The 20,888-nt window shown below is 67.1% G+C and carries 21 protein-coding genes and 3 tRNA genes; 11 read left to right on the top strand and 13 right to left on the bottom strand.

The window, feature by feature from the left end:
• Positions 1-17: 17 nt before the first annotated feature.
• Both ASF88_RS18050 and ASF88_RS18045 read left to right on the top strand, forming a co-directional pair.
• Positions 18-94, top strand: a tRNA-Ile gene (locus ASF88_RS18050).
• A gap of 30 nt (positions 95-124) precedes the next feature.
• Positions 125-197, top strand: a tRNA-Ala gene (locus tag ASF88_RS18045).
• A gap of 12 nt (positions 198-209) precedes the next feature.
• On the opposite strand, the gene ASF88_RS18040 is transcribed toward ASF88_RS18045, so the two are convergent.
• Positions 210-671, bottom strand: a complete 462-nt coding sequence (locus tag ASF88_RS18040; protein WP_055922058.1) for an Lrp/AsnC family transcriptional regulator — start codon at positions 669-671, stop codon at positions 210-212.
• Between the two features lie 93 nt (positions 672-764).
• On the opposite strand from ASF88_RS18040, the gene ASF88_RS18035 reads away from it, so the two are divergent.
• On the top strand, positions 765-1,199 hold the full coding sequence (locus ASF88_RS18035; RefSeq protein ID WP_055922055.1) for a rhodanese-like domain-containing protein: 435 nt from the start codon (positions 765-767) through the stop codon (positions 1,197-1,199).
• Here the strand turns inward: ASF88_RS18035 and ASF88_RS18030 are convergent, their stop codons facing one another.
• Positions 1,200-2,063, bottom strand: a complete 864-nt coding sequence (locus tag ASF88_RS18030; protein WP_055923073.1) for an Fpg/Nei family DNA glycosylase — start codon at positions 2,061-2,063, stop codon at positions 1,200-1,202.
• 48 nt (positions 2,064-2,111) lie between these two features.
• Here ASF88_RS18030 and ASF88_RS18025 point away from each other — a divergent pair, with 48 nt between their 5' ends.
• Complete coding sequence (locus ASF88_RS18025) at positions 2,112-2,525, top strand: NUDIX hydrolase (RefSeq protein ID WP_055922052.1); 414 nt, start codon at positions 2,112-2,114, stop codon at positions 2,523-2,525.
• A gap of 4 nt (positions 2,526-2,529) precedes the next feature.
• Here the strand turns inward: ASF88_RS18025 and ASF88_RS18020 are convergent, their stop codons facing one another.
• Both ASF88_RS18020 and ASF88_RS18015 read right to left on the bottom strand, forming a co-directional pair.
• Complete coding sequence (locus ASF88_RS18020) at positions 2,530-2,733, bottom strand: PspC domain-containing protein (protein ID WP_055922049.1); 204 nt, start codon at positions 2,731-2,733, stop codon at positions 2,530-2,532.
• A gap of 87 nt (positions 2,734-2,820) precedes the next feature.
• The gene (locus tag ASF88_RS18015) at positions 2,821-3,375 is read right to left on the bottom strand and encodes a hypothetical protein (protein WP_055922046.1); all 555 of its coding nucleotides are present in this window, start codon (positions 3,373-3,375) and stop codon (positions 2,821-2,823) included.
• Positions 3,376-3,499: 124 nt separating this feature from the next.
• Here ASF88_RS18015 and ASF88_RS18010 point away from each other — a divergent pair, with 124 nt between their 5' ends.
• Positions 3,500-4,039 (top strand): peptidylprolyl isomerase, encoded by a 540-nt coding sequence (locus ASF88_RS18010; protein ID WP_055922043.1) that lies wholly within the window; start codon positions 3,500-3,502, stop codon positions 4,037-4,039.
• A gap of 47 nt (positions 4,040-4,086) precedes the next feature.
• The gene (locus tag ASF88_RS18005; protein ID WP_055922041.1) at positions 4,087-4,938 is read left to right on the top strand and encodes a rhomboid family intramembrane serine protease; all 852 of its coding nucleotides are present in this window, start codon (positions 4,087-4,089) and stop codon (positions 4,936-4,938) included.
• A 174-nt stretch (positions 4,939-5,112) separates the two neighbouring features.
• Here ASF88_RS18005 and ASF88_RS18000 read toward each other — a convergent pair whose 3' ends face one another.
• Positions 5,113-5,373: a cell division protein CrgA gene (locus ASF88_RS18000; protein WP_055922038.1), complete on the bottom strand. Its 261-nt coding sequence runs from the start codon at positions 5,371-5,373 to the stop codon at positions 5,113-5,115.
• Between the two features lie 108 nt (positions 5,374-5,481).
• Here ASF88_RS18000 and ASF88_RS17995 point away from each other — a divergent pair, with 108 nt between their 5' ends.
• Positions 5,482-6,291, top strand: a complete 810-nt coding sequence (locus ASF88_RS17995; RefSeq protein ID WP_082519055.1) for a class E sortase — start codon at positions 5,482-5,484, stop codon at positions 6,289-6,291.
• 158 nt (positions 6,292-6,449) lie between these two features.
• The gene (locus tag ASF88_RS17990) at positions 6,450-7,088 is read left to right on the top strand and encodes an anthranilate synthase component II (protein WP_055922035.1); all 639 of its coding nucleotides are present in this window, start codon (positions 6,450-6,452) and stop codon (positions 7,086-7,088) included.
• A 25-nt stretch (positions 7,089-7,113) separates the two neighbouring features.
• Here the strand turns inward: ASF88_RS17990 and pknB are convergent, their stop codons facing one another.
• From pknB to ASF88_RS17955, 7 genes are all read right to left on the bottom strand, one after another.
• Positions 7,114-8,808 carry a Stk1 family PASTA domain-containing Ser/Thr kinase gene (gene pknB, locus ASF88_RS17985; RefSeq protein ID WP_200935322.1) on the bottom strand — a complete coding sequence of 565 codons (1,695 nt, stop codon included), beginning with the start codon at positions 8,806-8,808 and terminating at the stop codon, positions 7,114-7,116.
• Positions 8,809-8,914: 106 nt separating this feature from the next.
• Positions 8,915-10,624 carry a serine/threonine protein kinase gene (locus tag ASF88_RS17980; RefSeq protein WP_055922029.1) on the bottom strand — a complete coding sequence of 570 codons (1,710 nt, stop codon included), beginning with the start codon at positions 10,622-10,624 and terminating at the stop codon, positions 8,915-8,917.
• Positions 10,621-12,075, bottom strand: coding sequence for a peptidoglycan D,D-transpeptidase FtsI family protein (locus tag ASF88_RS17975; RefSeq protein ID WP_055922027.1), 1,455 nt, complete (start codon positions 12,073-12,075; stop codon positions 10,621-10,623). The genes ASF88_RS17980 and ASF88_RS17975 overlap by 4 nt, the downstream gene beginning before the upstream one ends.
• Positions 12,076-12,078: 3 nt before the next feature.
• Positions 12,079-13,473 carry an FtsW/RodA/SpoVE family cell cycle protein gene (locus tag ASF88_RS17970; RefSeq protein ID WP_055922022.1) on the bottom strand — a complete coding sequence of 465 codons (1,395 nt, stop codon included), beginning with the start codon at positions 13,471-13,473 and terminating at the stop codon, positions 12,079-12,081.
• Positions 13,460-14,704, bottom strand: a complete 1,245-nt coding sequence (locus ASF88_RS17965; protein ID WP_055922019.1) for a PP2C family protein-serine/threonine phosphatase — start codon at positions 14,702-14,704, stop codon at positions 13,460-13,462. Before ASF88_RS17965 ends, ASF88_RS17970 begins: the two co-directional genes overlap by 14 nt.
• 3 nt (positions 14,705-14,707) lie before the next feature.
• Positions 14,708-15,313, bottom strand: a complete 606-nt coding sequence (locus tag ASF88_RS17960) for an FHA domain-containing protein FhaB/FipA (protein ID WP_055922016.1) — start codon at positions 15,311-15,313, stop codon at positions 14,708-14,710.
• The gene (locus ASF88_RS17955) at positions 15,310-16,023 is read right to left on the bottom strand and encodes an FhaA domain-containing protein (protein WP_055922014.1); all 714 of its coding nucleotides are present in this window, start codon (positions 16,021-16,023) and stop codon (positions 15,310-15,312) included. Before ASF88_RS17955 ends, ASF88_RS17960 begins: the two co-directional genes overlap by 4 nt.
• A 154-nt stretch (positions 16,024-16,177) precedes the next feature.
• Between ASF88_RS17955 and ASF88_RS17950 the strand changes: the two genes are divergently transcribed.
• The 3 genes from ASF88_RS17950 (at position 16,178) to ASF88_RS17940 (ending at position 19,616) form a co-directional block, all read left to right on the top strand.
• A tRNA-Leu gene (locus ASF88_RS17950) sits at positions 16,178-16,261 on the top strand.
• Positions 16,262-16,434: 173 nt separating this feature from the next.
• Positions 16,435-18,027 (top strand): FG-GAP repeat domain-containing protein, encoded by a 1,593-nt coding sequence (locus tag ASF88_RS17945; protein WP_055922012.1) that lies wholly within the window; start codon positions 16,435-16,437, stop codon positions 18,025-18,027.
• The gene (locus ASF88_RS17940; protein WP_055922007.1) at positions 18,024-19,616 is read left to right on the top strand and encodes an FG-GAP repeat domain-containing protein; all 1,593 of its coding nucleotides are present in this window, start codon (positions 18,024-18,026) and stop codon (positions 19,614-19,616) included. The genes ASF88_RS17945 and ASF88_RS17940 overlap by 4 nt, the downstream gene beginning before the upstream one ends.
• 3 nt (positions 19,617-19,619) lie before the next feature.
• On the opposite strand, the gene ASF88_RS17935 is transcribed toward ASF88_RS17940, so the two are convergent.
• On the bottom strand, positions 19,620-20,888 hold the full coding sequence (locus ASF88_RS17935) for an APC family permease (RefSeq protein WP_055922004.1): 1,269 nt from the start codon (positions 20,886-20,888) through the stop codon (positions 19,620-19,622).

Here is a 20,888-nt window from a genome sequence, read left to right as displayed (position 1 = left end):
TTATCTGTTGCCCATTCGGGGATATAGCTCAGGCGGTTAGAGCGCTTCGCTGATAACGAAGAGGTCCGAGGTTCAAGTCCTCGTATCCCCACCATTCCTTTGACTGGAGGCTTCCCCTCCGCAGGGGGCCTTAGCTCAGTTGGTAGAGCGCCTGCTTTGCAAGCAGGATGTCAGGAGTTCGAATCTCCTAGGCTCCACAGTAATTCTGGTCAGGCGGGCGGTTCGATCGCCCTCGTCGGAACCGTGCTCGAGTAGGCGATGCTGGTCGTCACGCTGCCAAGCGTTCCGATCGTTCCGCTGATCTGCTCGAGGTGGCGCATCGACGTCGCGACCACCTTGAGGATGAAGCAGTCGTCTCCCGTCACGTGGTGCGCCTCGACGACTTCGGGTATCTGGGCCAGGAGGTCATGCAGCGGCTCGTACCTGCTGCTCGGATAACGCAGCCTCAGGAATGCGAGGATCCCGTACCCGAGTCGCTCGGGATCGATGACGGCGCGGTAGCCGCGGATGACGCCGGTCTCCTCCAGTCGCCGTATCCGCTCGGCCACGGCACTGTTCGACATGTGCACGGTTCGGGCGAGCTCTGCCACAGACTGCCGGCCGTCTCGCTGCAGCTCGGCGAGGAGGGCGCGATCGACGCTATCTGCGGTGAGTGGGAGAGTGGCGGCCATGCGGCGATTCTGCCACGATAATCGCGGCCGTATGGGTCGGATGCAGCGAATCACCTGTTCAAATCAGGAATCCACCTCCCTACTGTTGGTCACATGACGACAACGACCACCGAAGCCTCCCGCCACTTCGCCGCCAGGCTGCAGTTCGAGACTGACCCCTCCGACGTGAAGGCCGCCCTGGATGCAGGTGAGCGGTTCGTCCTCGTCGACAGCCGAGGCTTGGCGGCCTGGCAACAGGGCCGCATCGCCGGTGCCGTGCACCTCCCGACGGGGGAGATCGCCCAGCGGGCCCCCTCGATCATCCCGCTGGACGTTCCCGTCGTCACGTACTGCTGGGGGCCTGGTTGCAACGGGTCCACGCGTGCGGCGCTCGCGTTCAGCCTGCTCGGTTACGAGGTGCGCGAGATGATCGGCGGATTCGAGTACTGGGCGCGCGAGGGGTTGCCGGTGGAGGACGACCACGGCGATGTGGTGCGCGCGGCGGACCCGCTCACCGCGCCGGTAGACGCGGTGAGCTGCGCGTGCTGACTACTTGAGGAGGCGCGAGAGCACCCGGTCGGCCAAGGGCTTGCCGCCGGTCTGACAGGTGGGACAGTACTGCAAGGTCGAATCCGCGAAGATCACCTGCCTGATGGTGTCGCCGCATACCGGGCAGGGCTGACCGGTGCGTCCATGGACGCGCATCCCTGACTTCTTCTCGCTCTTCAATTCGGACGCCGCGAGCCCCTCCGAGCGCGACAGCGCCTCCTGCAGCGTCCACTCGAGCGCCTCGTAAAGACGGTCGACCTCCTCGTCGGTCATGGACGCCGGCTTGAACGGCGACATCTTCGCGACATGGAGGATCTCGTCGGAGTAGGCATTGCCGATGCCGGCGATCAGGCCCTGGTTGCGGAGGACGCCTTTGATCTGCGCCCGGCCCTGGCCGGCGAGGATCGTGGCGAACGTGTCGCGTGTGAAACCCGGATCGAGCGGGTCCGGCCCGAGCCGGGCGATGCCGGGCACCTCCGCGGGATCGTGGACGATGGAGATGGCCAGGCTCTTCTTCGTGCCCGCTTCGGTGATGTCGAGGCCGCTCCCGTCGTCGAGGACGAGCCGGGCGGCGAGCGGGCCCTTGGTCGGCCTCCCGGTCGGCGGGGGAGGAGCGGAGTCGCGCCAGCGGATCCAGCCGGCCCGCGCGAGGTGGATGACGATGTGGAGGTCGTCTGCAGCGATGTCGAGGAACTTGCCGTGTCGCGTCACGCTGGAGATCGTCGATCCCTTCAGCGCTTCCGGCGGTGGATCGAAGGTCTTGAGCGCGGAGAAGGCAACGATCGTCAGGCGGTCGATGACACGGCCGCTCAGCCGCTCGCCGAGATCGGCGGCGAGGGCGGTGACTTCCGGCAGTTCGGGCACCACCCCATACTGCCGCGCTCCACCGACGAGCGGCAGTAGGGTGTCGGAATGGACATCAGGGTCGCCGCTTACGGCGTCATCGTCGACCGCTCGCGGATCCTGCTCGCGCACTGGAACGAGAACGGCCATTCCGGCTGGACCCTGCCGGGAGGCGGGATCGAGGCGGGTGAGGATCCGTTGGATGCCGTGGTGCGCGAGATCGCTGAGGAGACAGGCTTCGAAGCCCGGGCAGACGAACTCCTCGGGATCGATTCGAAAGTGGTTCCCGCCGAGGCCCGGTTCGTGCCCGACGCCGGACCGCTCCACGCGCTCCGCATCGTCTATCGGGCCACCGTGACGGGCGGGAGCCTGCGTCACGAACTCGACGGCACCACTGACGAAGCCGCCTGGTTCTCACTCGCGGCCATCCCGAACCGCCGGGTCGACCTGGTCGACGTCGCGCTGCGAATGGCAGGCTACTGAGACCTCAGGCCACGCGTACCGCGCCCGGCTTCTCGGCCGGGATGATGATCCACATCGCGATGTAGGCGATGAACTGCGGCCCGGGGAGCAGGCAGGAGAGCAGGAAGAGCACGCGCACGGTCCAGGGCTTCAGACCGAAGCGGTGGGCGAGTCCGGCGCACACGCCGGCGATGATTCGGCCGTCGACCGGCCGTTCGAGGTTGTTCATGCATCCAGCCTCGCCCGGCCAGGGCGATGGCACTATCGGGGAAACCCCCGATTCGTCCCTGAGGTGGGCCTCCAGGACGGCAGCCGTCTACTCGGCGGCGGGCGTCGTCGGCTCTTCGTCGGCGACCCAGAGCTCGTCGTCAGCGCGGAAGGTCTGCCAGACGGCGTAGAGCAGGCCGGCGGCCGCGATGACCCCGAGCCCGACGGCGATGACCGTGCCGGCGCCGGGCCCCGACTTCTGCGTCACGGCCGAAGCGCGCTTGGTGATCTCCTTGCGCGCCTTGGTGAAATCGCCGTTGAAAGCCGCGCTGCGGGCAGCACGTGCGTGGTCGACCACCGAGAGGGCTGTGCCCACCGCTGTTCCGACCGCAGGGATGACGTCGCCCACGAGGCGATCGCGCGCGACGCCCGCGTAGTGTCCGGCCGAATCCTTGGCCGACTGCGCCGCCGGCCGGACGTAGGACTCGTAACCGTCGCGCACCCGCGGGGCGATCTCTTCGCGGGAGTAATAGGCGGCCTGCTTGCGGGCCGCTGCAGCCAGGGCGTTCGCGTTAGCGAGCACCTCCTGCTGCTGCCCCCACAGGTCCTGCGCGTCACTCCGCAGACGGTCGAGTTCCTTCTTGCGCTTCTTCGTCAGGCTCATTCTGGACCTCCATTGCGTCGGCTGGGCGAACTGACTCCATCTTGCCACCGAAAGGCCTGAGGATGGCCCGAGAGCATCGGGGCCTTCCCGAAACCCGGTATGGCGCTGTGCAAGAATTGGTGCCATGTCTAAGCACACCGCTGTCGCCACGCTCCACACTAACTACGGAGACATCAAGGTCAACCTCTACGGCAACCACGCGCCGAAGACGGTCCGTAACTTCGTGGGCCTCGCGACCGGTGAGATCGAGTGGACGCACCCGGCAACGGGTGAGAAGACCAACACTCCGCTGTACGACGGCGTGGTGTTCCACCGCATCATCCCCGGCTTCATGATCCAGGGCGGCGACCCGCTCGGGCAGGGCATCGGCGGGCCGGGCTACCAGTTCGACGACGAGATCAACCCGGAGCTCGACTTCACCCAGCCGTACATCCTGGCGATGGCGAACGCCGGCATCCAGGGCGGCCGTGGCACGAACGGCTCGCAGTTCTTCATCACGGTCGCACCGACCACCTGGCTGCAGGGCAAGCACACGATCTTCGGCGAGGTGGCGGACGACGCGTCGCGCAAGATCGTCGACAAGCTCGCTGAACTGCCGACCGACGCCCGCGACCGTCCGCTCGACGACGTGGTGATCGAGTCGGTCGAGATCGACCAGGCCTGACCCGTTCGGAGTCGGGAACCGAAGGAGCGGGCGGAGAGCGAGTAAGGATGTCTCAGCCCGTCGATGCGCCGGCGGGCGTCTGCTACCGGCATCCCGATCGCGCGACCTTCGTGCGCTGCCAGCGCTGCGGGAGGGCGATCTGCGGTGAGTGCCAGACTCCCGCCGCCGTCGGAGTGATCTGCCCGGAGTGCATGGCCCAACAGCGGTCCGCCGCGCCACGCACCCGGCCCGCGTGGATCTCACGCGCAACCGGGCCGGGCGCGCCCGTGGTCACCTACGGGATCATCGCCGTCTGTGTCGTCGTCTTCATCGCGCAGAGCCTTCCCGGCATCGGCGGTTCCGTCACCGGGGCGATCCAGTACGCGGGGCTCTACTCGACGTCGATCGTCTTCGAGCCGTGGCGCATGCTCACGTCGATCTTCGCTCACGCGAGCATCATCCACATCGCCCTGAACATGTACACCCTGTGGATCTTCGGCATGATCCTGGAGCCGATGCTGGGCCGCGCGCGTTTCCTGGCTCTGTTCCTGATCAGTGGATTCGCCGGCTCGGTCGGCGTGCTGCTGCTGGCCGACCCTCGTGTGCCCGTCGTCGGAGCGTCCGGTGCCATCTTCGGCATGTTCGGCGCCTTCTTCATCATCCAACGCAGGCTCGGCGGCAACGCCACCCAGATCCTCGTGCTCGTCGCGCTGAACCTCGCGATCGGCTTCCTCCCCGGCATGAACATCGCGTGGCAGGCCCATGTCGGCGGCCTGGTCGGCGGCGTACTGGTCGGGCTGATCTTCGTCGAGACGCGCAAGCCGTCACGACGACGCTGGCAGTGGCCGCTCATCGTGCTGCTCTGCGTCGTGCTGATCGGGCTGAGCCTTGTGCACTACGCCCAGCCCGTCGGCGCCTGAGTCGCTTCCCACAACGCGTGGATAAGTTATCCACACCCTTATTAACAGTGGGGATAATTACATTGGTGTAACTCTCCACAGGCTTATTAACACTGGGGAGAAGCCTGACTGTCGGCGGTAGGGGTGTGGGGAGAACTGCTGTGGATAAGTGGACGGACGCCGGCGTGAAGCGGCTTAGCGCCAGCGCGTCGTCATCAGGAAGCCGATGAAGGCGATCCCGAATCCGACCAGGATGTTCCAGGCACCCAGAGCAGGAATCGGGTACTGGTTCTGGCTGACATAGAAGACGATGATCCAGATGAGCCCGAGCAGCATGAAGCCGAACATCACGGGCTTGAACCAGACGGGGTTCGGGGTGTCCTCGCCTGTGGCGGCCGAGCTGCGCTCGGGACGGGCGGAGCGCTCGAGCTTGGTCTTGGACTTGGTGCGTGCCATAGCACACAAGTGTAGCGGGCGAGATCTGAACGTTCGTGGCGACGAAGGCGTGCGGTTCCCGGGAAACACGCGGCTTCGCCGCGCATTGCGGCCGTTAGAATCTGTCATATGACTTCGCCCGCCGAACCCCAGCGCCGCCGCCGCGCTGGTGGCGGGCGGTCACCGCGGAAGCCGCGGCGCAAGCGCGGACCCGTCGAGACGACGATCGGCGTGATCGGTGAGCTGCTCATCACCGCGGGCATCCTGGTCGGGCTCTTCCTGGGCTGGCAGGTCTGGTGGAACAACCTCGTGCTGTCCGGGCAGCAGACGTCGGCGGCTCAGGAGCAGAGCAGGAAGTGGATCGACGAGGCCACGGCCACGCCCCGGCCGACACCGACCGATTCCACGACTCCGGTGTCCGTCGACCCTCCGGTCATGGCTCAGCCGGCGGACTACGAGCCGTTCGCGGTCATCTATATCCCGCGTCTCGGCCCGGACTGGAAGCGAACGATCCGCCAGACGGTCGATGTCGAGCAAGTGCTCAACAGCTACACCGCGGGCGTCGGCCACTACCCCGACACCCAGATGCCGGGCGAGGTGGGCAACTTCGCGGTCGCCGGCCATGACTCCGGTTGGGGCAACACCTTCATCGACCTGTCCAAGCTCCGCGTCGGCGATCGCATCTACGTGCAGACCAAAGACGGCTGGTACACCTATCTCTTTCGCAACTTCGAGTACGTCCAGCCCACGCAGGTGCAGGTGATCGCCGCAGTGCCGCGACATCCTGATGTGCAGCCGATCGACCGGCTGATGACGATCACCACGTGCAATCCGCCGTTCCACGCCGGTGAGCGGCTGATCGCTTACAACGTGTACCAGGGGTTCTCGCCGACGCAAGACGTTCCCAACGAGATCCGCGCCGCGGTGACGGGAGGCTGAGACGTGTACGGAGCGCTATGGCGAATTCTGCCCGGGCCGGCGTGGGTGCGGATCCTGATCCTGATCGCGCTCGCGGTCGTGGTGCTGTGGGCTCTCGTGACCTGGGTCTTCCCCTGGGTGGATTCGCTCTTGGGTCCCCAGGAAGGTACCGTGGGCCCGTGACTCGCGTACTCGTCATCGACAACTACGACAGCTTCGTCTATACGCTCAACGGCTACCTGCGCGAGCTCGGCGCCGAGACGGAGGTCGTGCGCAACGACGACATCGCGGCTGAAGACCTCGCCGACCGCGTGGCGGGCTACGACGCGGTGCTGGTGTCACCCGGTCCAGGCAAGCCGGCCGACGCGGGCGTGTCCATTCCTGTGGTGGAGCTCGCACTCGCGACGCGTACACCTCTCCTCGGCGTCTGCCTCGGTCACCAGGCGATCGCCGAGGCGTTCGGCGGCGTCGTCACCAACGCCGAAGAACTGATGCACGGCAAGACCTCGCAGGTCGAGCACGACGACAGCATGCTGTTCGACGGCGTCCCGCAGCCGTTCACCGCCACCCGCTACCACTCGCTGGCAGTGGTGAACGGAACGCTTCCCGACGAACTCGTCGTCACGGCACGCACCGCCGGTGGAGTGATCATGGCGCTGCAGCACCGCGACGCTCCGATCTACGGGGTGCAGTTCCACCCCGAGTCCGTGCTCACCGAGGGCGGCTACCGGATGCTCGGCAACTGGCTCGAGGACGCCGGACTCGCCGGCGCGGCCGAGGCCTCCCGGTCGCTGAACCCGCTCGTCAAGCTGGGCTGATCGAGCGCTCGCTCGCGCCCATCCGCTAGCCCGAGCAGTAGGTGAGCCCGACAGTGCTGCCCTGAGGCACATCCCCGGGAGCGACCGACTGCGTGTGAACGAGCGGTGCGCCAGAGTTCTGCGGACACGTCGGGTCGGCCTTCGGGTCCGCCGTCAGACCGAGCTGGGAGAGCAGCGCCGTAGCGGCGGTGAGCGACTGACCGGTCAGATCGGTCAGAGTGACCTTGCCGCTGGAGATCGTGATCGCGATCGCGTCGCCCTCATGCGCCGTGCCACCCGCTGCCGGGTTCGTCTGGATGACCACATTGGCGGGAACCGTCGCGGAGTTCTGGGTCGTCACCGGCCCGAGCGTCAGTCCTGCCGTCTGCAGCGCCTGCTTGGCCGCGTCTTGCGTCATGTTGGTCACGTCGGGGACGGTGACCGCCTTCTTGCCGGTCGAGACGTAGACATTGATCGTGTCACCCGTGGCGACCACGATTCCCGCCGCAGGGTCGGTGCGGGTCACCTGGCCCGCGGCATACGTCGAGCTCTCTTCGCTGGTCTGCGTCCACTTGAGGTGGAGGTCCTCCAGCTGCTTCGTGGCCTTGTCGAGCGTCTGGCCCGAGAGGTTGGGGACTTCGCGCGACGTATCGGGCATGGTCGTGCTCGGTGCGAGCCTCAGCACCCACGCGAGCACTGCCACGATGACAACGGCCATGACGGCGATTCCCGCCCAGATCCAGATGACCGGTGGGCGGCGCTGCGTGCGGACCAGAGTCTGGTCTTCGGCGAGCTGCCGGAAGGCGGCCTCCGGGCCGGAGACGGAGCTGGGTGGAGCGCCGAACAGTGTCTCCGCGAACTCATCCTGCTTCTTGTGGACGGGGACACGCCCCGCGGCGGCCTCCTCGAGGTCGTGCCGGAAGTCGGCGACCGTCTGGTAGCGCTCGAAGCGATCCTTCGTGAGGGCGTGGGCGACGACCACGTCGAGTGCCGGGGAGACCTTGGGGTTGATCGTGCTCGGTGCGACGGCGGTCTCGCTGACGTGCTGGTAGGCGACCGCGACCGGGGTGTCGCCGCGGAACGGCGGCCGGCCCGTGAGCATCTCGAACAGCACGACGCCGGTCGAGTAGAGGTCCGTGCGCGCGTCGACCGTCTCGCCCTTGGCCTGCTCGGGCGAGAAGTAGCTGGCCGTGCCGAGCACCGCCGTGGTCTGCGCGACCGTCGCCGACGAGTCGCTGATGGCGCGGGCGATGCCGAAGTCCATCACCTTGACCTGGCCGGTCGTCGTGATCATGACGTTGCCCGGCTTGATGTCGCGGTGCACGACGCCGGCGCGGTGCGAGTACTCGAGCGCCGTCAGGATTCCCTCGATGATGCGGACGGCCTCCGCGACCTCGAGAGGCCCACGCTTGATGAGATCTTTCAGAAGAACGCCGTCGACGTACTCCATCACGATGAACGGAAGCTGCGCTTCGTGGCCGTTGGGCTCGCGGACCGTCTCTTCGCCGGCGTCGAACACGCGCACGATCGTCGGATGCGTCATGCGGGCGGCAGCCTGCGCCTCCTGGCGGAACCGCGTACGGAACGCCGGGTCGGTGGCGAGCGACGGCTTCAGCAGCTTGATGGCCACAGTGCGCCCGAGCCGAGTGTCGACGCCGCGGTGCACGTCGGACATCCCGCCACGGCCGATGAGTTCGCCCACCTGATATCGGCCTGCGAGCAGGCGGCTATCTGGGCTCAAGACGACTCCTTCTCGGGTGACGGGCTCCGGATAGTGTAGCGGGCCGACTCTGGATGTCTCCCCCGTGCTGGCACGGGTGTTCAACGGCCGCGTCGAGCGGCATCGCTCACGGGCTCGGAGTGGACGTCGATCCGCCTGAAGCCACGACGGTGTACGGCGTCGTGGGCGACTGCGCCGACTCGACCGACTCGCCCTGGTTGCAGAAGATCGAGTAGCTGAGCGTGTAGTCGCCGGCCGCGGTCGGGGACCATGTGAACTTGGTGTCGTTGACCGGAGCCTGCGGCTGACCGTTGACGAAGAGGCGGCGTCCGGTCAGGTTCTGTCCGGCCGGGCACGTCGCCGAGCCGAAGGAGACCACGATCTGCGAGTTGGCGGCGCCCTGGCCCGACGGCGGGTTGGCCGACACGGTGTCGGACGGTGTCGGAATGGGCGTCACCGCACCGTAGACCTTGACCGTGATGGTCGAGCCCTTCTGAACCGGGCCGGTCGGGTTGACCGAGTAGACCGTGTTGACTTCGCCAGCGGACGACGCGGCGGAACCGGTCTGCACGTCGGCGACCATCCCGGCCGCCTGCAGCTTCTGGCGAGCCTGGTCGGCCGTGAGGCCGAGATAGTCGCCCTCGGAGATCTGGACCGTCGTGCTGGTTTCGGTCGGCGTCGGGCTCGGCGTCGGCGAATTCGGGGTGTGGACCGATGTCGTGGTCGTGGTCGGCGACGGCGTCTTGGGCTGCGCGAGCAGCGCGATGATCGTGCCGATGAGAACGAGCGCGAGGAGGGCGATGAGCGCGATCAGCGGCCACGTCCACGGGCTGCGCTTCTTCTCCTCGACCGGCTCCTCCGTGGTCTCCTCCTCCACGGCCTGGCCGGCTGCAGCCGCCGGAAGCACGGTGGTGGCCTGGGTGGGCGCGCCGTTCGGGGAGGTCATCAGCACCGTGGCCGCGTCGGTCGCCGCTGCGGCCCCGAGCACGGCGGGCACGGAGGCTGCCGCTGCGCGGATGTCACCGCGGCGCAGCGCCTGGGCGGCGCGCGCGAGGTGCGCGGCCGACGCCGGTCGGTCGGCCGGGTTCTTCGCGATGCACGCGAAGACCAGGTTACGGACCGGCTCCGCCACGGTGGCGGGGAGCTCCGGCGGGGCCTCGTTGATCTGGGCCATCGCGATGGCGACCTGCGATTCGCCCGTGAACGGCCGGCGGCCTGCGAGGCACTCGTAGGCGACGATGCCGAGCGAGTAGATGTCGGTGGTCGGCGACGCCGGGTGCCCGGACGCCTGCTCCGGCGACAGGTACTGCACGGTGCCCATGACCTGGCCGGTGGCGGTCAGCGGCACCTGGTCGGCGATGCGCGCGATTCCGAAGTCGGTGATCTTGACCCGGCCGTCCGGTGTGATCAGGAGGTTGCCCGGCTTGATGTCGCGGTGGACGAGGCCGGCCGCGTGCGCGGCGTGCAGGGCGGCCGCGGTCTGCGCGACGATGTCGAGGGTGCGGTCGGTGCTGAGGACGTGCTCGCGCTCGAGGATGGTGGAGAGCGCCTCGCCGGGGACGAGCTCCATCACGAGGTAGGCGCTGCCCTCCTCCTCGCCGTAGTCGTAGACGTTCGCGATGCCTTCGTGGTTGACGAGCGCGGCGTGGCGGGCCTCCGCGCGGAACCGCTCGAGGAAGCCGGGATCGCCGAGGTACTCGTCTTTGAGGATCTTGATCGCGACCGTGCGGCCGATGACGAGATCCGTCGCCTGCCAGACCTCGCCCATGCCGCCGATCGCGATGCGCGACTGCAGCTCGTAACGTCCTCCGAAGGTGAGCCCTGCTGTGGGTCTCATTTATTCAGCACCGCCTCTAGTACTTTCCTCGCGATCGGCGCGGCGATGGAGTTACCCGTGCCGCTCTGACCGCGTCCACCGCCATTTTCAACGACAACCGCAACAGCGAACTGAGGATCGTTGGCCGGCGCGAACCCCGTGAACCACAGCGTGTAAGGGTCGTTCTCCCCGTTCTGCGCCGTCCCCGTCTTACCGCCGACCTGAACCCCGTCTATTCTTGCATTGCTCGCCACGCCGTGATCGACGCCGTCGACCATCATCTGCTTGATGGTGTCGGCATTCGCCTGGCTCATCGGCTCCGAGAACTGCGTGGGCGTGAAGCTCTCGATCGTCTGCAGATCGGACGACCGGATCGAGTCGACCAGGTTCGGTGTCATGAGCTTGCCTCCATTGGCCACCGCCGCGGACACCATCGCCATCTGCAACGGCGTCGCCCTGTCGTCCTTCTGACCGAACGATCCCAGCGCCCGCGCCGCGGGATCGGTGTAGAGCGGGTACACGCTCTTCTCGACGGGGATCGGGATCTTGAAAGACTGGTTGAAGCCGAACTTGTCCGCCTGGTCTTTGATCACCTGCGGCTTCAACTGCATCCCGAGCTCGGCGAACGGGATATTGCAGGAGAGGATCTGAGCTGTAGCGATCGAGACCGTCTGGCCGGGGCCGCAGGTGGTCAGCGAGTCGTTCTTCACGACGGTCGGCGAGCCGGGAAGCTGCAGCGAAGCCGGGTTCGGGAGCTGGCTGTCTTTCGTGTAGTCGCCGGTACCGAACGCGGAGGCGCTCATCACCGGCTTGAAGGTCGACCCGGGCGGGTTGAGGTTGCCGCCGATGGTGCGGTTGATGAGGGGAGAGCCGGACGCGTCGAGCAGCTGCTGATACGTCGCGTTGACGGCCGCCGTGTCGTGGGACGCCAGGACGTTCGGATCGTAGGTCGGCTTGGACACCATCGCGAGGATCCTGCCGGTCTTGGGCTCGAGGAGCACCACGGCGCCCTGGTAGTCGCCGAGCGCATCCCACGCCGCCTGCTGGGCCTTCGGGTCGATGGTGGTCTCCACACTGGCGCCCTGCGGGTTCTTGCCGGTGAGGATCGCGTTGATGCGGTCGAAGAACTGCGAGTTGGAGGTGCCGGCGAGCTTGTCGTCGAGCGCGCCCTCCAGGCCCGTCGCCTCGCCGTTGACCGGGTAGAAGCCGGTGACGGCTGAGTACAGAGGGCCGTTGCTGTAGACGCGCTGCCACTTGTAGACGTCGGTGGACGGCACGGACTGCGCGATCGCCTGCCCGCCCACCAGGATCGCGCCGCGCTGGGCGGCGTAGCTGTCGTTGCGGGCCCGGGTGTTGCGGGCGTCGCTCGCCAGGTTGTCCGCCTGGACGACCTGGAGGATGGAGGTCGACACCAGCAGGGCGAGGAACATGGCCACCACGATGGTGCTCACCCTCTTGATCTCGCGGTTCATCGCTCAGCTCACCACCAGACGGGGTTGATTGCGGACGGTGTCGGAGAGGCGCAGCAAGAGGGCGACGATGATCCAGTTCGCGACGAGCGACGAGCCGCCGGCCGCGAGGAACGGTGTCGTGAGGCCGGTGAGGGGGATGACCCGCGTGACGCCTCCGATGACGATGAAGCATTGCAGCGCGAGGGTGAAGGAGAGGCCGACGGCGAGCAGCTTGCCGAAGTCGTCCTGACCGGCGAACCCGATCCGGAGGCCCCGCGCCACGAAGATCAGATACAGCGCGAAGATCGCGAACAGCCCGGCCAGCCCGAGCTCCTCGCCCAGGCTCGCGATGATGTAGTCGCTCTGCGAGACCGGGGTGACCCAGGGCTGGCCCTGGCCCAGTCCGGTGCCGATCAGTCCTCCGTGGGCCAGGCCGAAGAGCCCTTGGACGAGCTGGAAACTGCCGCCCTGGGCGTCGTAGACCTTCTGCGAGAAGGGCTCGAGCCAGTTCGCGAAGCGGTCGTTGACGTAGGTCAGCAGCTGGCTGGCGACGACGGCCCCTCCGACGATCAGCAGCAGACCGAGGATGACCCAGCTGATCCGCGCCGTCGCGACGTAGACCATGACGAGGAACAGACCGAAGATGAGGAGACCTGTGCCCAGGTCGCGCTGGAAGACGATGACGGCCATCGACATCAGCCAGACGATCAGCAGCGGTCCGAGGTCGCGGGCACGAGGGAAGCGGATGCCGAGGAACTTCTTGCCCACCATCGACAGCGAGTCCCGCGCCTGCACGAGGTAGCCCGCGAAGAAGATCGCCAGGCACAGCTTGGCGATCTCGCCGGGCTGGAAGCTGAAGGGGCCGATGCCGATCCACACCCGCGCGCCGTAGATCTCGCGCCCGATGCCCGGGAGCATCGGCAGCAGCAGGAGGACGAGCGCCGCCAGCCCGAAGATATAGGTGTAGCGCTGCAGCACGCGGTGATTGCGGATGACCATCACCACGGCGATGGCGCAGGCGATCGCGAGCGCCGCCCAGACGATCTGCTTGACGCCGGCGCTGTCCCAGCCGGAGTCCTTGAAGTGGATGTCGATCCGGTAGATCTCCGCGATGCCGATGCCGGTGAGCACGGTGGCGATCGGCAGCAGGAACGGGTCGGCCTGGGGCGCGACGTACCGGAGCGCGACGTGCATGCCGATCACGAGGACGGACAGGCCGGCGCCGAGGTAGACCAGCGTCAGGTCGACGTGCCCGAGCGCGCCGAGCTGCACGAGGACGACAGCGGCGGCGTTGATGCCGCAGGCGATGAGCAGCAGGAGCAGTTCGAGGTTCCGCAGCTTCGCGGGCAGGCGCAACCGCTTCACCGGGCCGGTGGCCGGCCTGGCCTGCTTGCGCTCTCTCACTTCACTTGGCGGCATCGGTCAACTGATCCACTATCGCCCGCGCAGCCGCCAGGTCGTCGGCATTGATGGTCTGCTGCACGAGCTGCTTGTCGTATTGCGGGAGGCTCTTGACCGGCACGTCGGTCTCCTCGTACACGTGCGAGAGCACGATGGGCCCCAGGTTCTGCTGCACGCCCTGATAGATCGCGACCTTGCCCGCGGGGGAGGCGCCGACGAAGTAGCGCGACTGCGTCCATTGGTAGCCGAAGAGCACGGCGAGCACGATCGCGACGACGAGCACCGCCAGCCCGATCATCCAGGTGAGTCGCCGACGACGCACTCGACGCTCGTCCTCTTCGATCAGCTCGTCGAGGTAGTCGTCGGACTCGGGCTCGAAGTGGGTCGGCCCGGTCGCCGGCCGGACCGGGTGGAGGCGCAGCGTGGGGAGGCGCGCCGCACGAGTGGTCGGCTTCGGCTCGCCGAACTGGAGCGGCGCGGAGGCCGATCCGACCGTCACAGGGTCTTTGACGATGTCGCCGCGGCTTACGTCGCCGATGTCGAGGATCACGACGGTGACGTTGTCGGGGGCACCGGCGTCCAGGCTCTGCTTGACCAGCCGGTCGGCGACCTGCTTGGGGGCGTCCTTCGACGCGAGGGCGGCGAGGAGGTCGTCGTTCTTGACGACGCCGCTGAGCCCGTCGGAGCAGATCAACCAGCGGTCGCCCGGTCGGGTCGCGAGGATGAGGGTGTCGATCTCGGGAGAGGCATCCACATCGCCGAGCACGCGCATGAGGACGGAACGACGGGGATGGACCATCGCCTCCTCTTCGGTGATCCGGCCGCTGTCGACCAGCCGTTGCACGAACGTGTGATCGACGGAGACCTGGCTGAGCTCGCCATCGCGGAAGAGATAGATGCGCGAGTCGCCGATGTGTGCGATCGCGACCTCGTCGCCCACCCGCATGAGGGCGCTGACGGTAGTGCCCATGCCGGTGAGTTCGGGGTGCTCGAAGACCGTCTCGGCGAGGAGCGAGTTCGCGGCGATCAGGGCGGATTGGAGAGCGAACTCGGCTTCCGAGGCGGTCTCGTACTCGGCGTCGGCCTCCCGGATCCGATTGACGGCGATGGCGCTGGCGACGTCTCCGCCGGCGTGGCCGCCCATGCCGTCGGCCACCACGAACAGCTCACGTCCGGCGTAGCCGGAGTCCTGGTTGTTCGAGCGGATCTTCCCTGTGTGGGAGACGGCCGCTGCCCGGTTCGCTGCCACTGGTTACCGTCGCAGCTCGAACGTGGTCGTGCCGATCTTGATCGGAGTGTCGAGCGGTACCTGGGTCGGGACGGTGACCCGTCGGCCGTCGAGGAACGTTCCGTTGGTGGAGTCCAGGTCTTGGATCATCCACTCGTCGTTCCAGAGCAGCAGGCGGGCGTGATGGGTGGAGGTGTAGTCGTCGCGGATGACGAGCCCGGACTCGCTCGAGCGACCGATCGTGATCGGGTCGCGGCCGAGGGCGAGTTCCGTCCCGGAGCGCGGACCCGACGTGATGACGAGCCGATGGGCTGTCTGGACGCTGGCGTTCGTGCCGCCGCCCGCGGTGTTCGCGCCGGCGGGGAGGCTGGACACCGGCGCGTGCTTCATGACCGGTTCGGTCGGGCCGGCGACGCCGCCGGAGACTGCTGCCGGAACGGGCGCGGGAGCCGGAGCCGGAGCCGCGGCAGGGAACGGAGATGCTGGGGTGGCCTGCGCGTCGGGGAGTTTGCGAACGCGCTGACCGAACAGATCGGTGCGCAGGGCGTACACGATGCCGAACACGAAGAGCCAGAGGAGCAGGAGGAACCCGAATCGCAGCACCAGCAGCGTGAGCTCGCTCGGGTTCACGAGGTGCTCCAGAAGTTGTCCCCCTGCGCAGAGTGCGGAGAGGGAGCGGCCTGGGGGAGTACCCGGAAGACGATGCGGGTGCGGCCGATGGTCACGACCGAGTCGGGTTCGAGGATCGCCTTCTTCACAGGCTGCCCGTTCAGCTTCGAACCGTTCGTGGAGCCCAGGTCCTCCACCTGGGCGCGGTGGCCGTCCCACGTGATCATGACGTGACGGCGGGAGATGCCGGTGTCGTCGACGGTGATGTCGGCGTCGCTGCCGCGGCCCACGACGGTGCGGCCTCCGGTCAGCGGGTAGTGGCGTCCATCGATGTCGAGCACGGGAGTCCAGGCGACATCGCCCTTGACGTTCTCGGAGTCGATCTGCAGCATCCCTACCGTGATGTCCGGGTCCTCCGCCAGCTCGATGGAGAGGCCGCCGGCGAACGCGTAATGCTGGCTGGTCGCGTGCTTCTGCGCGAATGAGATGAGTTCATCGGTGAGCGCGGCGCCCATCGATCGCATCCGCTTGTAGTCCGCGGCCGACATGCGCAGCACGAAGCGGTTCGGGGCGAGGACGCGGTCGCGTGCGACCACAGCAGCCTTCGTGTCCATCTCTTTGCGGATGGCGCTCGTGAGCTCGACAGGCTGAAGCCCGGACCGGAAGGTCTTGGCGAACGCGCCATTGACAGCGCGCTCGAGCCCCCGCTCGAAGTTGTCCAGAATGCCCACTAGTCTCCCGCTCCCGGCTTGCCAGCTACATGCATGTTAGTCGGAACGCCAGGGAAGACACCCCCGGACGCCTGGCTAACCGGTGAAGATCATGGTGAGGAGCCTGCGGCCGATTCGTCGGCGGAGACGGGGTCGTGTTAGTCTTCCTTGGTTCGCGCGAGTGGCGGAATTGGCAGACGCGCTGGCTTCAGGTGCCAGTGCCCGCAAGGGCGTGGGGGTTCAAGTCCCCCCTCGCGCACGAACGAGAGGGCCGTCCCGACGAGAGTCGGGGCGGCCCTTTCTGGTTTTCGGATTCCCCGCCGAAATGCCACCCATTAGGGTGGCAGAATGCCCCGCCGGTCGTCGCTAAAGTGAAGCCGCCGGCTGCCGTGGAGCGCTCTCCCGAACCCATCCGGATGAAATGGGGGACATGTGGAGAAGCCGCGCCTGCGAGTAGCCGTCGTCGTGCTCGTCGCGCTGGTCGCGAGCGTTGTCGGGTGGTCGACGCCGGCGGAAGCCGTGTCACCGCTCCAAGCGCCGGATCTCGCTGTGACGATCGACTGCTCGAGCCTGCAGGCCGGTTACTACCAGTCGGCACACGTGACCGGGTCGATATCGGGTCTCGCCCCGTCGACGCAGTACACGGTCTCGATGCGCGGCGGCCCTGATACCAGGATCTCCGGCATCACCCTCACCTCGGACGGGCAAGGTGCGGCAGTGCTCGACACGGTGACGTCGGCGCATTTCGTGGTGGGTTCCTATTACACGTTCACACTCAGTGCCGGCCAAACGGCGGTCTTCGCGAAGACCGTCCCGGGGACCAGCTGCACGTCTGGCGTCGCGGCGACCGGGAGCCTCACGGCCGACATGAGTTGCCCCACTCGGTACCTCGACGAGTGGGGGGATGAGATGGACACGTCGTACCGGATCCACGGAACGCTCAGCGGCTTCGTCCCCGGCGAGCCTTACACGTTTTTCAACTCGTATTCGCCGGTCCAGTCACCGCAGCCGATCGTCGCAGACGCGAACGGGGTGCTCGCCGTCGATTTCACCACCGACAGCGGCAGATCGCTCTCCACTCTCGGCGACGATGTTTATACGACGAGTCAGACTCTTCCCGTCGCGAGCGAGAACTTCGTCAAGAACGACCCGTGCCCGGCCATGCGGACATCATTCCCGGCCGATCGCCCTACGGAGTTGGACATCGACGGCAACGGCAACTCCGACATCGCGGCGATCGACATGAGCGGCCGGCTGCTCTATTTCAAGAACGACTCCGCGTCGAACGCCGGGCACCTGCCGTTCACCTCATCACAGACCATCGGAAGCGGCTGGGGCCCTCAATTCGGGATGCGGCTGGAGACCGCGGGAGACCTGACCGGTGATTTCTTCTCGGAGATCGTGGTCGTCCGTTCCGACGGAACACTCGTGGCCTATTACAACAACATGGGGTCGAATCCCGGTCATCTGCCCTACGCCTCCGGAACGGTGATCGGGAGCGGCTGGCAGTCGTTCACGAACGTGACGCTCGGCGACGTCAATCACGACGGACTCGCCGACATCATCGCCAAGAAGTCGGATGGCACCTACTGGCTGTACGCGAACCATTACCCGACGAATCCGGGGCATCTTCCGTTCACCTCCGGGGTGCAGATCCCGGTTCAGGACGATGGCTCCTCGTACGGCTTCGCGGCGGCCGACCTCAACTCGGACGGCTACGCGGACCTCTGGTTCGGCGGGGGCGAAATGGACATCAATCGCGCACCCGCCGGAAACGCGACGATGTTCCCCGACGCGTTCGGCTTCGTCACCGGTCGGTTTCGCAGCCTCGACGGCTACGTTCCGCGGGCCGGCTGGGCGGTCGGCCACTTCGAGTACTGGACGCCCACTGCAGGGCTGGTCATCGCGAATCCGAACGGTGACGGCACCCTTCTCTACGTGGAGGATCCCACTGGCACCCCGTGGACCGCTGACCCGAAGGTGATCGGCTCCGGATGGAACACGATTCGGCAGATCATCTCGTGAGCGCTGCACGATGGCGCATACGTCTGGCCGTCGCCCTCATCGTGGCGGTCATTGCCGGAGTGGTGGGATGGTCTGCGCCCGCGGGAGCGGCCGCAATCATCGGCCAATGGCCATCGATCGCGGCCACCATCGACTGCGCGACTCTGCAGAGCGGTTACTACCATTCGATGCGTGTCACCGCGACGGTCCCTGGTCTTCCAGCCGCCACGCAGTTCGACGCCAAGCTCTTCAACCGGTCCTCGACGATGCTCGGTGCGAGCACACCGATCACCACGGACGCACAGGGCAAAGTTACGATCGACCTCACGGTCTCGGGCAACGTGGTCTCGGGAGACTCTTACAACGCGACGCTGTGGTCGGGCTCGACACTCGTTGCTCGACAAATCGTGACGGCGAACACGTGCGCATCGGGCGTCACGCCCACGGGAACCCTGTCGGCTGACGATGTCTGCCCAAGTCGCTACCTCGGCACCTACGGGAGCATCGAGAACAGCGCGTACCATCTGCATGGCACGCTCACGGGGTTCGTGCCGGGCGAGACCTATACGTTGAGGGCCCATTACGCCGCCGGCAGTCCATCCGCAACAGCGGATCAGGGAGGCGCCGTCGCGTTCGACCTCGTCATGAACGGACCGCTGGTATGGGCCTCCATCGGCATCGACACGACCAGTCAGACGCAAGACGTCGGCTACGCGAGCTGGACCCTGGCCCATCCGTGTCCCCAAATGAAGACCTCGTTCCCCGCGCGCCCGACGGAGTCGGACGTCAACGATGACGGAAGAACGGATCTGCTGGCGATCGACTTGAGCGGGCGGTTGCTCTATTACCAGAACGGCTCAGCGCAGAACGCGGGAGGCCTTCCCTTCACCACGGGGCGGACGATCGGCTCCGGGTGGGGCCCGCAATTCGGCATCCGGATGGAATCCGCAGCCGACCTCACCGGGGACGGCTACTCGGAGCTCGTAGCGATCCGCTCCGACGGTGCGCTCGTCGCCTACTACAACAACATCAACTCGAACCCGGGCCGCCTTCCGTATTCGTCCGGAACGACGATCGGGAGCGGCTGGCAGTCGTTCATCGGCTTCACGCTCGGTGACGTCAACGGCGATGGCTACGCCGACCTCATCGCGGAGCGAGCAGATCACACGTACTGGCTCTACACGAACCACTACCCCGGCAATCCCGGGCATCTGCCGTTCACTTCGGGAGTGCGGATGGCGTCACCGGGTTACGAGAACGTCTACGGCCTCGCCGCGGTCGACCTGAACTCGGACGGGTATGCCGACCTCTGGAGCTATGTGGGATGGATGACCCCCAACCTGCTCCCGGCCGGCAACACGCAGCCGTACGGCGACTTCGTCTCGGTCGTCGGCAACAGCGGCACGCTCGGCGGAATCACCATGCGTACGCCGCAGGCAGGATGGGCGGTCGGTCACTACCTCAACGGCGAGCTCGCGGCCGGAGTTCTGGTCGCCGATCCCGACGGAGACGGAACGCTGGTCTACTACGACGATCCGAGCGGGACCGGGGGAACACAACCGAAGGTGATCGGTTCGGGCTGGACCTCCATTCGTCAGATCATCTCCTGACCGTTACCGGATGACCCGAAGCCGGACCACCCGGTATCCCACTCCTACAGCGAGCACCGCCATCCCCGCAACGATCGCCCCCACCGGCAGCGTCACCACCAGCACGAGGCAGCCCACCGCTCCCGCCATGGCCAGCGCCCGCGGGTACCTTCGGTTCGGCTTGTCCTGCGTCCACGCGGACAGGTTCGCGACGAAGTAATAGAGGAGTACTCCGAACGACGAGAAGCCGATCGCCCCGCGCAGGTCGGTGACCGCGACGAGTACGCAGACGATCAGCCCCAGCATGAGCTCGGCGCGATATGGGACGTGGAACCGAGGGTGCACGACCGCGAACCACGAGGGGAGGTCGCGGTTGCGTGCCATGGCGAGGCTCGTCCTCCCGATGCCCGCGATCATCGCCAGCAGGGCTCCGAGCGATGCGGTCGCCGCGCCGATCCGGACGACCACCCCGGGCCAGTCGGCTCCGGTGGTCGCGGCGACATCGCTCAGCGGCGCGACCGCCGACGCGAGGCCGGAGGCGCCGAGCGCGTGGAGGGCGGACACGGCGACCAGCGCGTAGACGACCAGCGTGATCGTGAGCGCGCCGGTGATGGCGCGCGGGATCGCGCGGGCCGGGTCGACGACCTCCTCGCCCATGGTCGCGACGCGAGCGTAGCCGGCGAAGGCGAAGAACAGGAAGCCCGCCGCCTGGAGGACGCCGTAGACGGTCACAGCCGTGCCCGGTTCGGCGGCGCTCGCCGCGGTGTGAGTGAAGCCGATGACGACCGCGACGGTCAGAGCGATCAGAGAGACGGCGACCAGGATGCGCGTCAGGAGCGCCGTGCGCGTGACGCCGAGCGTGTTCACGATGGTGAGCAGGGCCACCGCGAGGATGGCCACGGGTTTCACCCAGGCGGCCGGCACGGCGTAGGTCGCGAACGTGATGGCCATGGCCGCAGAGCTCGCGGTCTTGCCGACGACGAACGACCAGCCGGCGAAGAAGCCGGGCCACTCTCCGAGGCGCTCACGTCCGTAGACGTAGGTGCCGCCCGACGTCGGGTACTGGGCGGCGAGCTGAGCCGAGGAGGTCGCGTTGCAGAACGCGATGAATCCCGCGATGACGAGGCCGACGAGCAGGCCGACCCCGGCGGCCGCCGCAGCAGGGGCGAATGAGGCGAAGATCCCCGCGCCGATCATGGAGCCGAGGCCGATCACCACGGCATCGCCGAGGTGGAGGCGCCTGGCGAGGCCACCGGACGGCGGGTTCGGGGAGGCGGTCACGGCCAAAAGCAT

Origin of the sequence: Leifsonia sp. Leaf336 (assembly GCF_001423695.1) — a bacterium.
Classification (GTDB): Bacteria; Actinomycetota; Actinomycetes; order Actinomycetales; family Microbacteriaceae; genus Leifsonia.
This window is presented reverse-complemented; position numbering and strand designations above follow the sequence as displayed.

Coding starts and splice junctions, on each gene's coding strand:
- ASF88_RS18040 (WP_055922058.1), bottom strand. CDS start 671: ATGGCCGCCACTCTCCCACTCACCGCAGATAGCGTCGATCGCGCCCTC.
- ASF88_RS18035 (WP_055922055.1), top strand. CDS start 765: ATGACGACAACGACCACCGAAGCCTCCCGCCACTTCGCCGCCAGGCTG.
- ASF88_RS18025 (WP_055922052.1), top strand. CDS start 2,112: ATGGACATCAGGGTCGCCGCTTACGGCGTCATCGTCGACCGCTCGCGG.
- ASF88_RS18020 (WP_055922049.1), bottom strand. CDS start 2,733: ATGAACAACCTCGAACGGCCGGTCGACGGCCGAATCATCGCCGGCGTG.
- ASF88_RS18015 (WP_055922046.1), bottom strand. CDS start 3,375: ATGAGCCTGACGAAGAAGCGCAAGAAGGAACTCGACCGTCTGCGGAGT.
- ASF88_RS18010 (WP_055922043.1), top strand. CDS start 3,500: ATGTCTAAGCACACCGCTGTCGCCACGCTCCACACTAACTACGGAGAC.
- ASF88_RS18005 (WP_055922041.1), top strand. CDS start 4,087: ATGTCTCAGCCCGTCGATGCGCCGGCGGGCGTCTGCTACCGGCATCCC.
- ASF88_RS18000 (WP_055922038.1), bottom strand. CDS start 5,373: ATGGCACGCACCAAGTCCAAGACCAAGCTCGAGCGCTCCGCCCGTCCC.
- ASF88_RS17995 (WP_082519055.1), top strand. CDS start 5,482: ATGACTTCGCCCGCCGAACCCCAGCGCCGCCGCCGCGCTGGTGGCGGG.
- ASF88_RS17980 (WP_055922029.1), bottom strand. CDS start 10,624: ATGAGACCCACAGCAGGGCTCACCTTCGGAGGACGTTACGAGCTGCAG.
- ASF88_RS17975 (WP_055922027.1), bottom strand. CDS start 12,075: ATGAACCGCGAGATCAAGAGGGTGAGCACCATCGTGGTGGCCATGTTC.
- ASF88_RS17970 (WP_055922022.1), bottom strand. CDS start 13,473: ATGCCGCCAAGTGAAGTGAGAGAGCGCAAGCAGGCCAGGCCGGCCACC.
- ASF88_RS17935 (WP_055922004.1), bottom strand. CDS start 20,888: ATGCTTTTGGCCGTGACCGCCTCCCCGAACCCGCCGTCCGGTGGCCTC.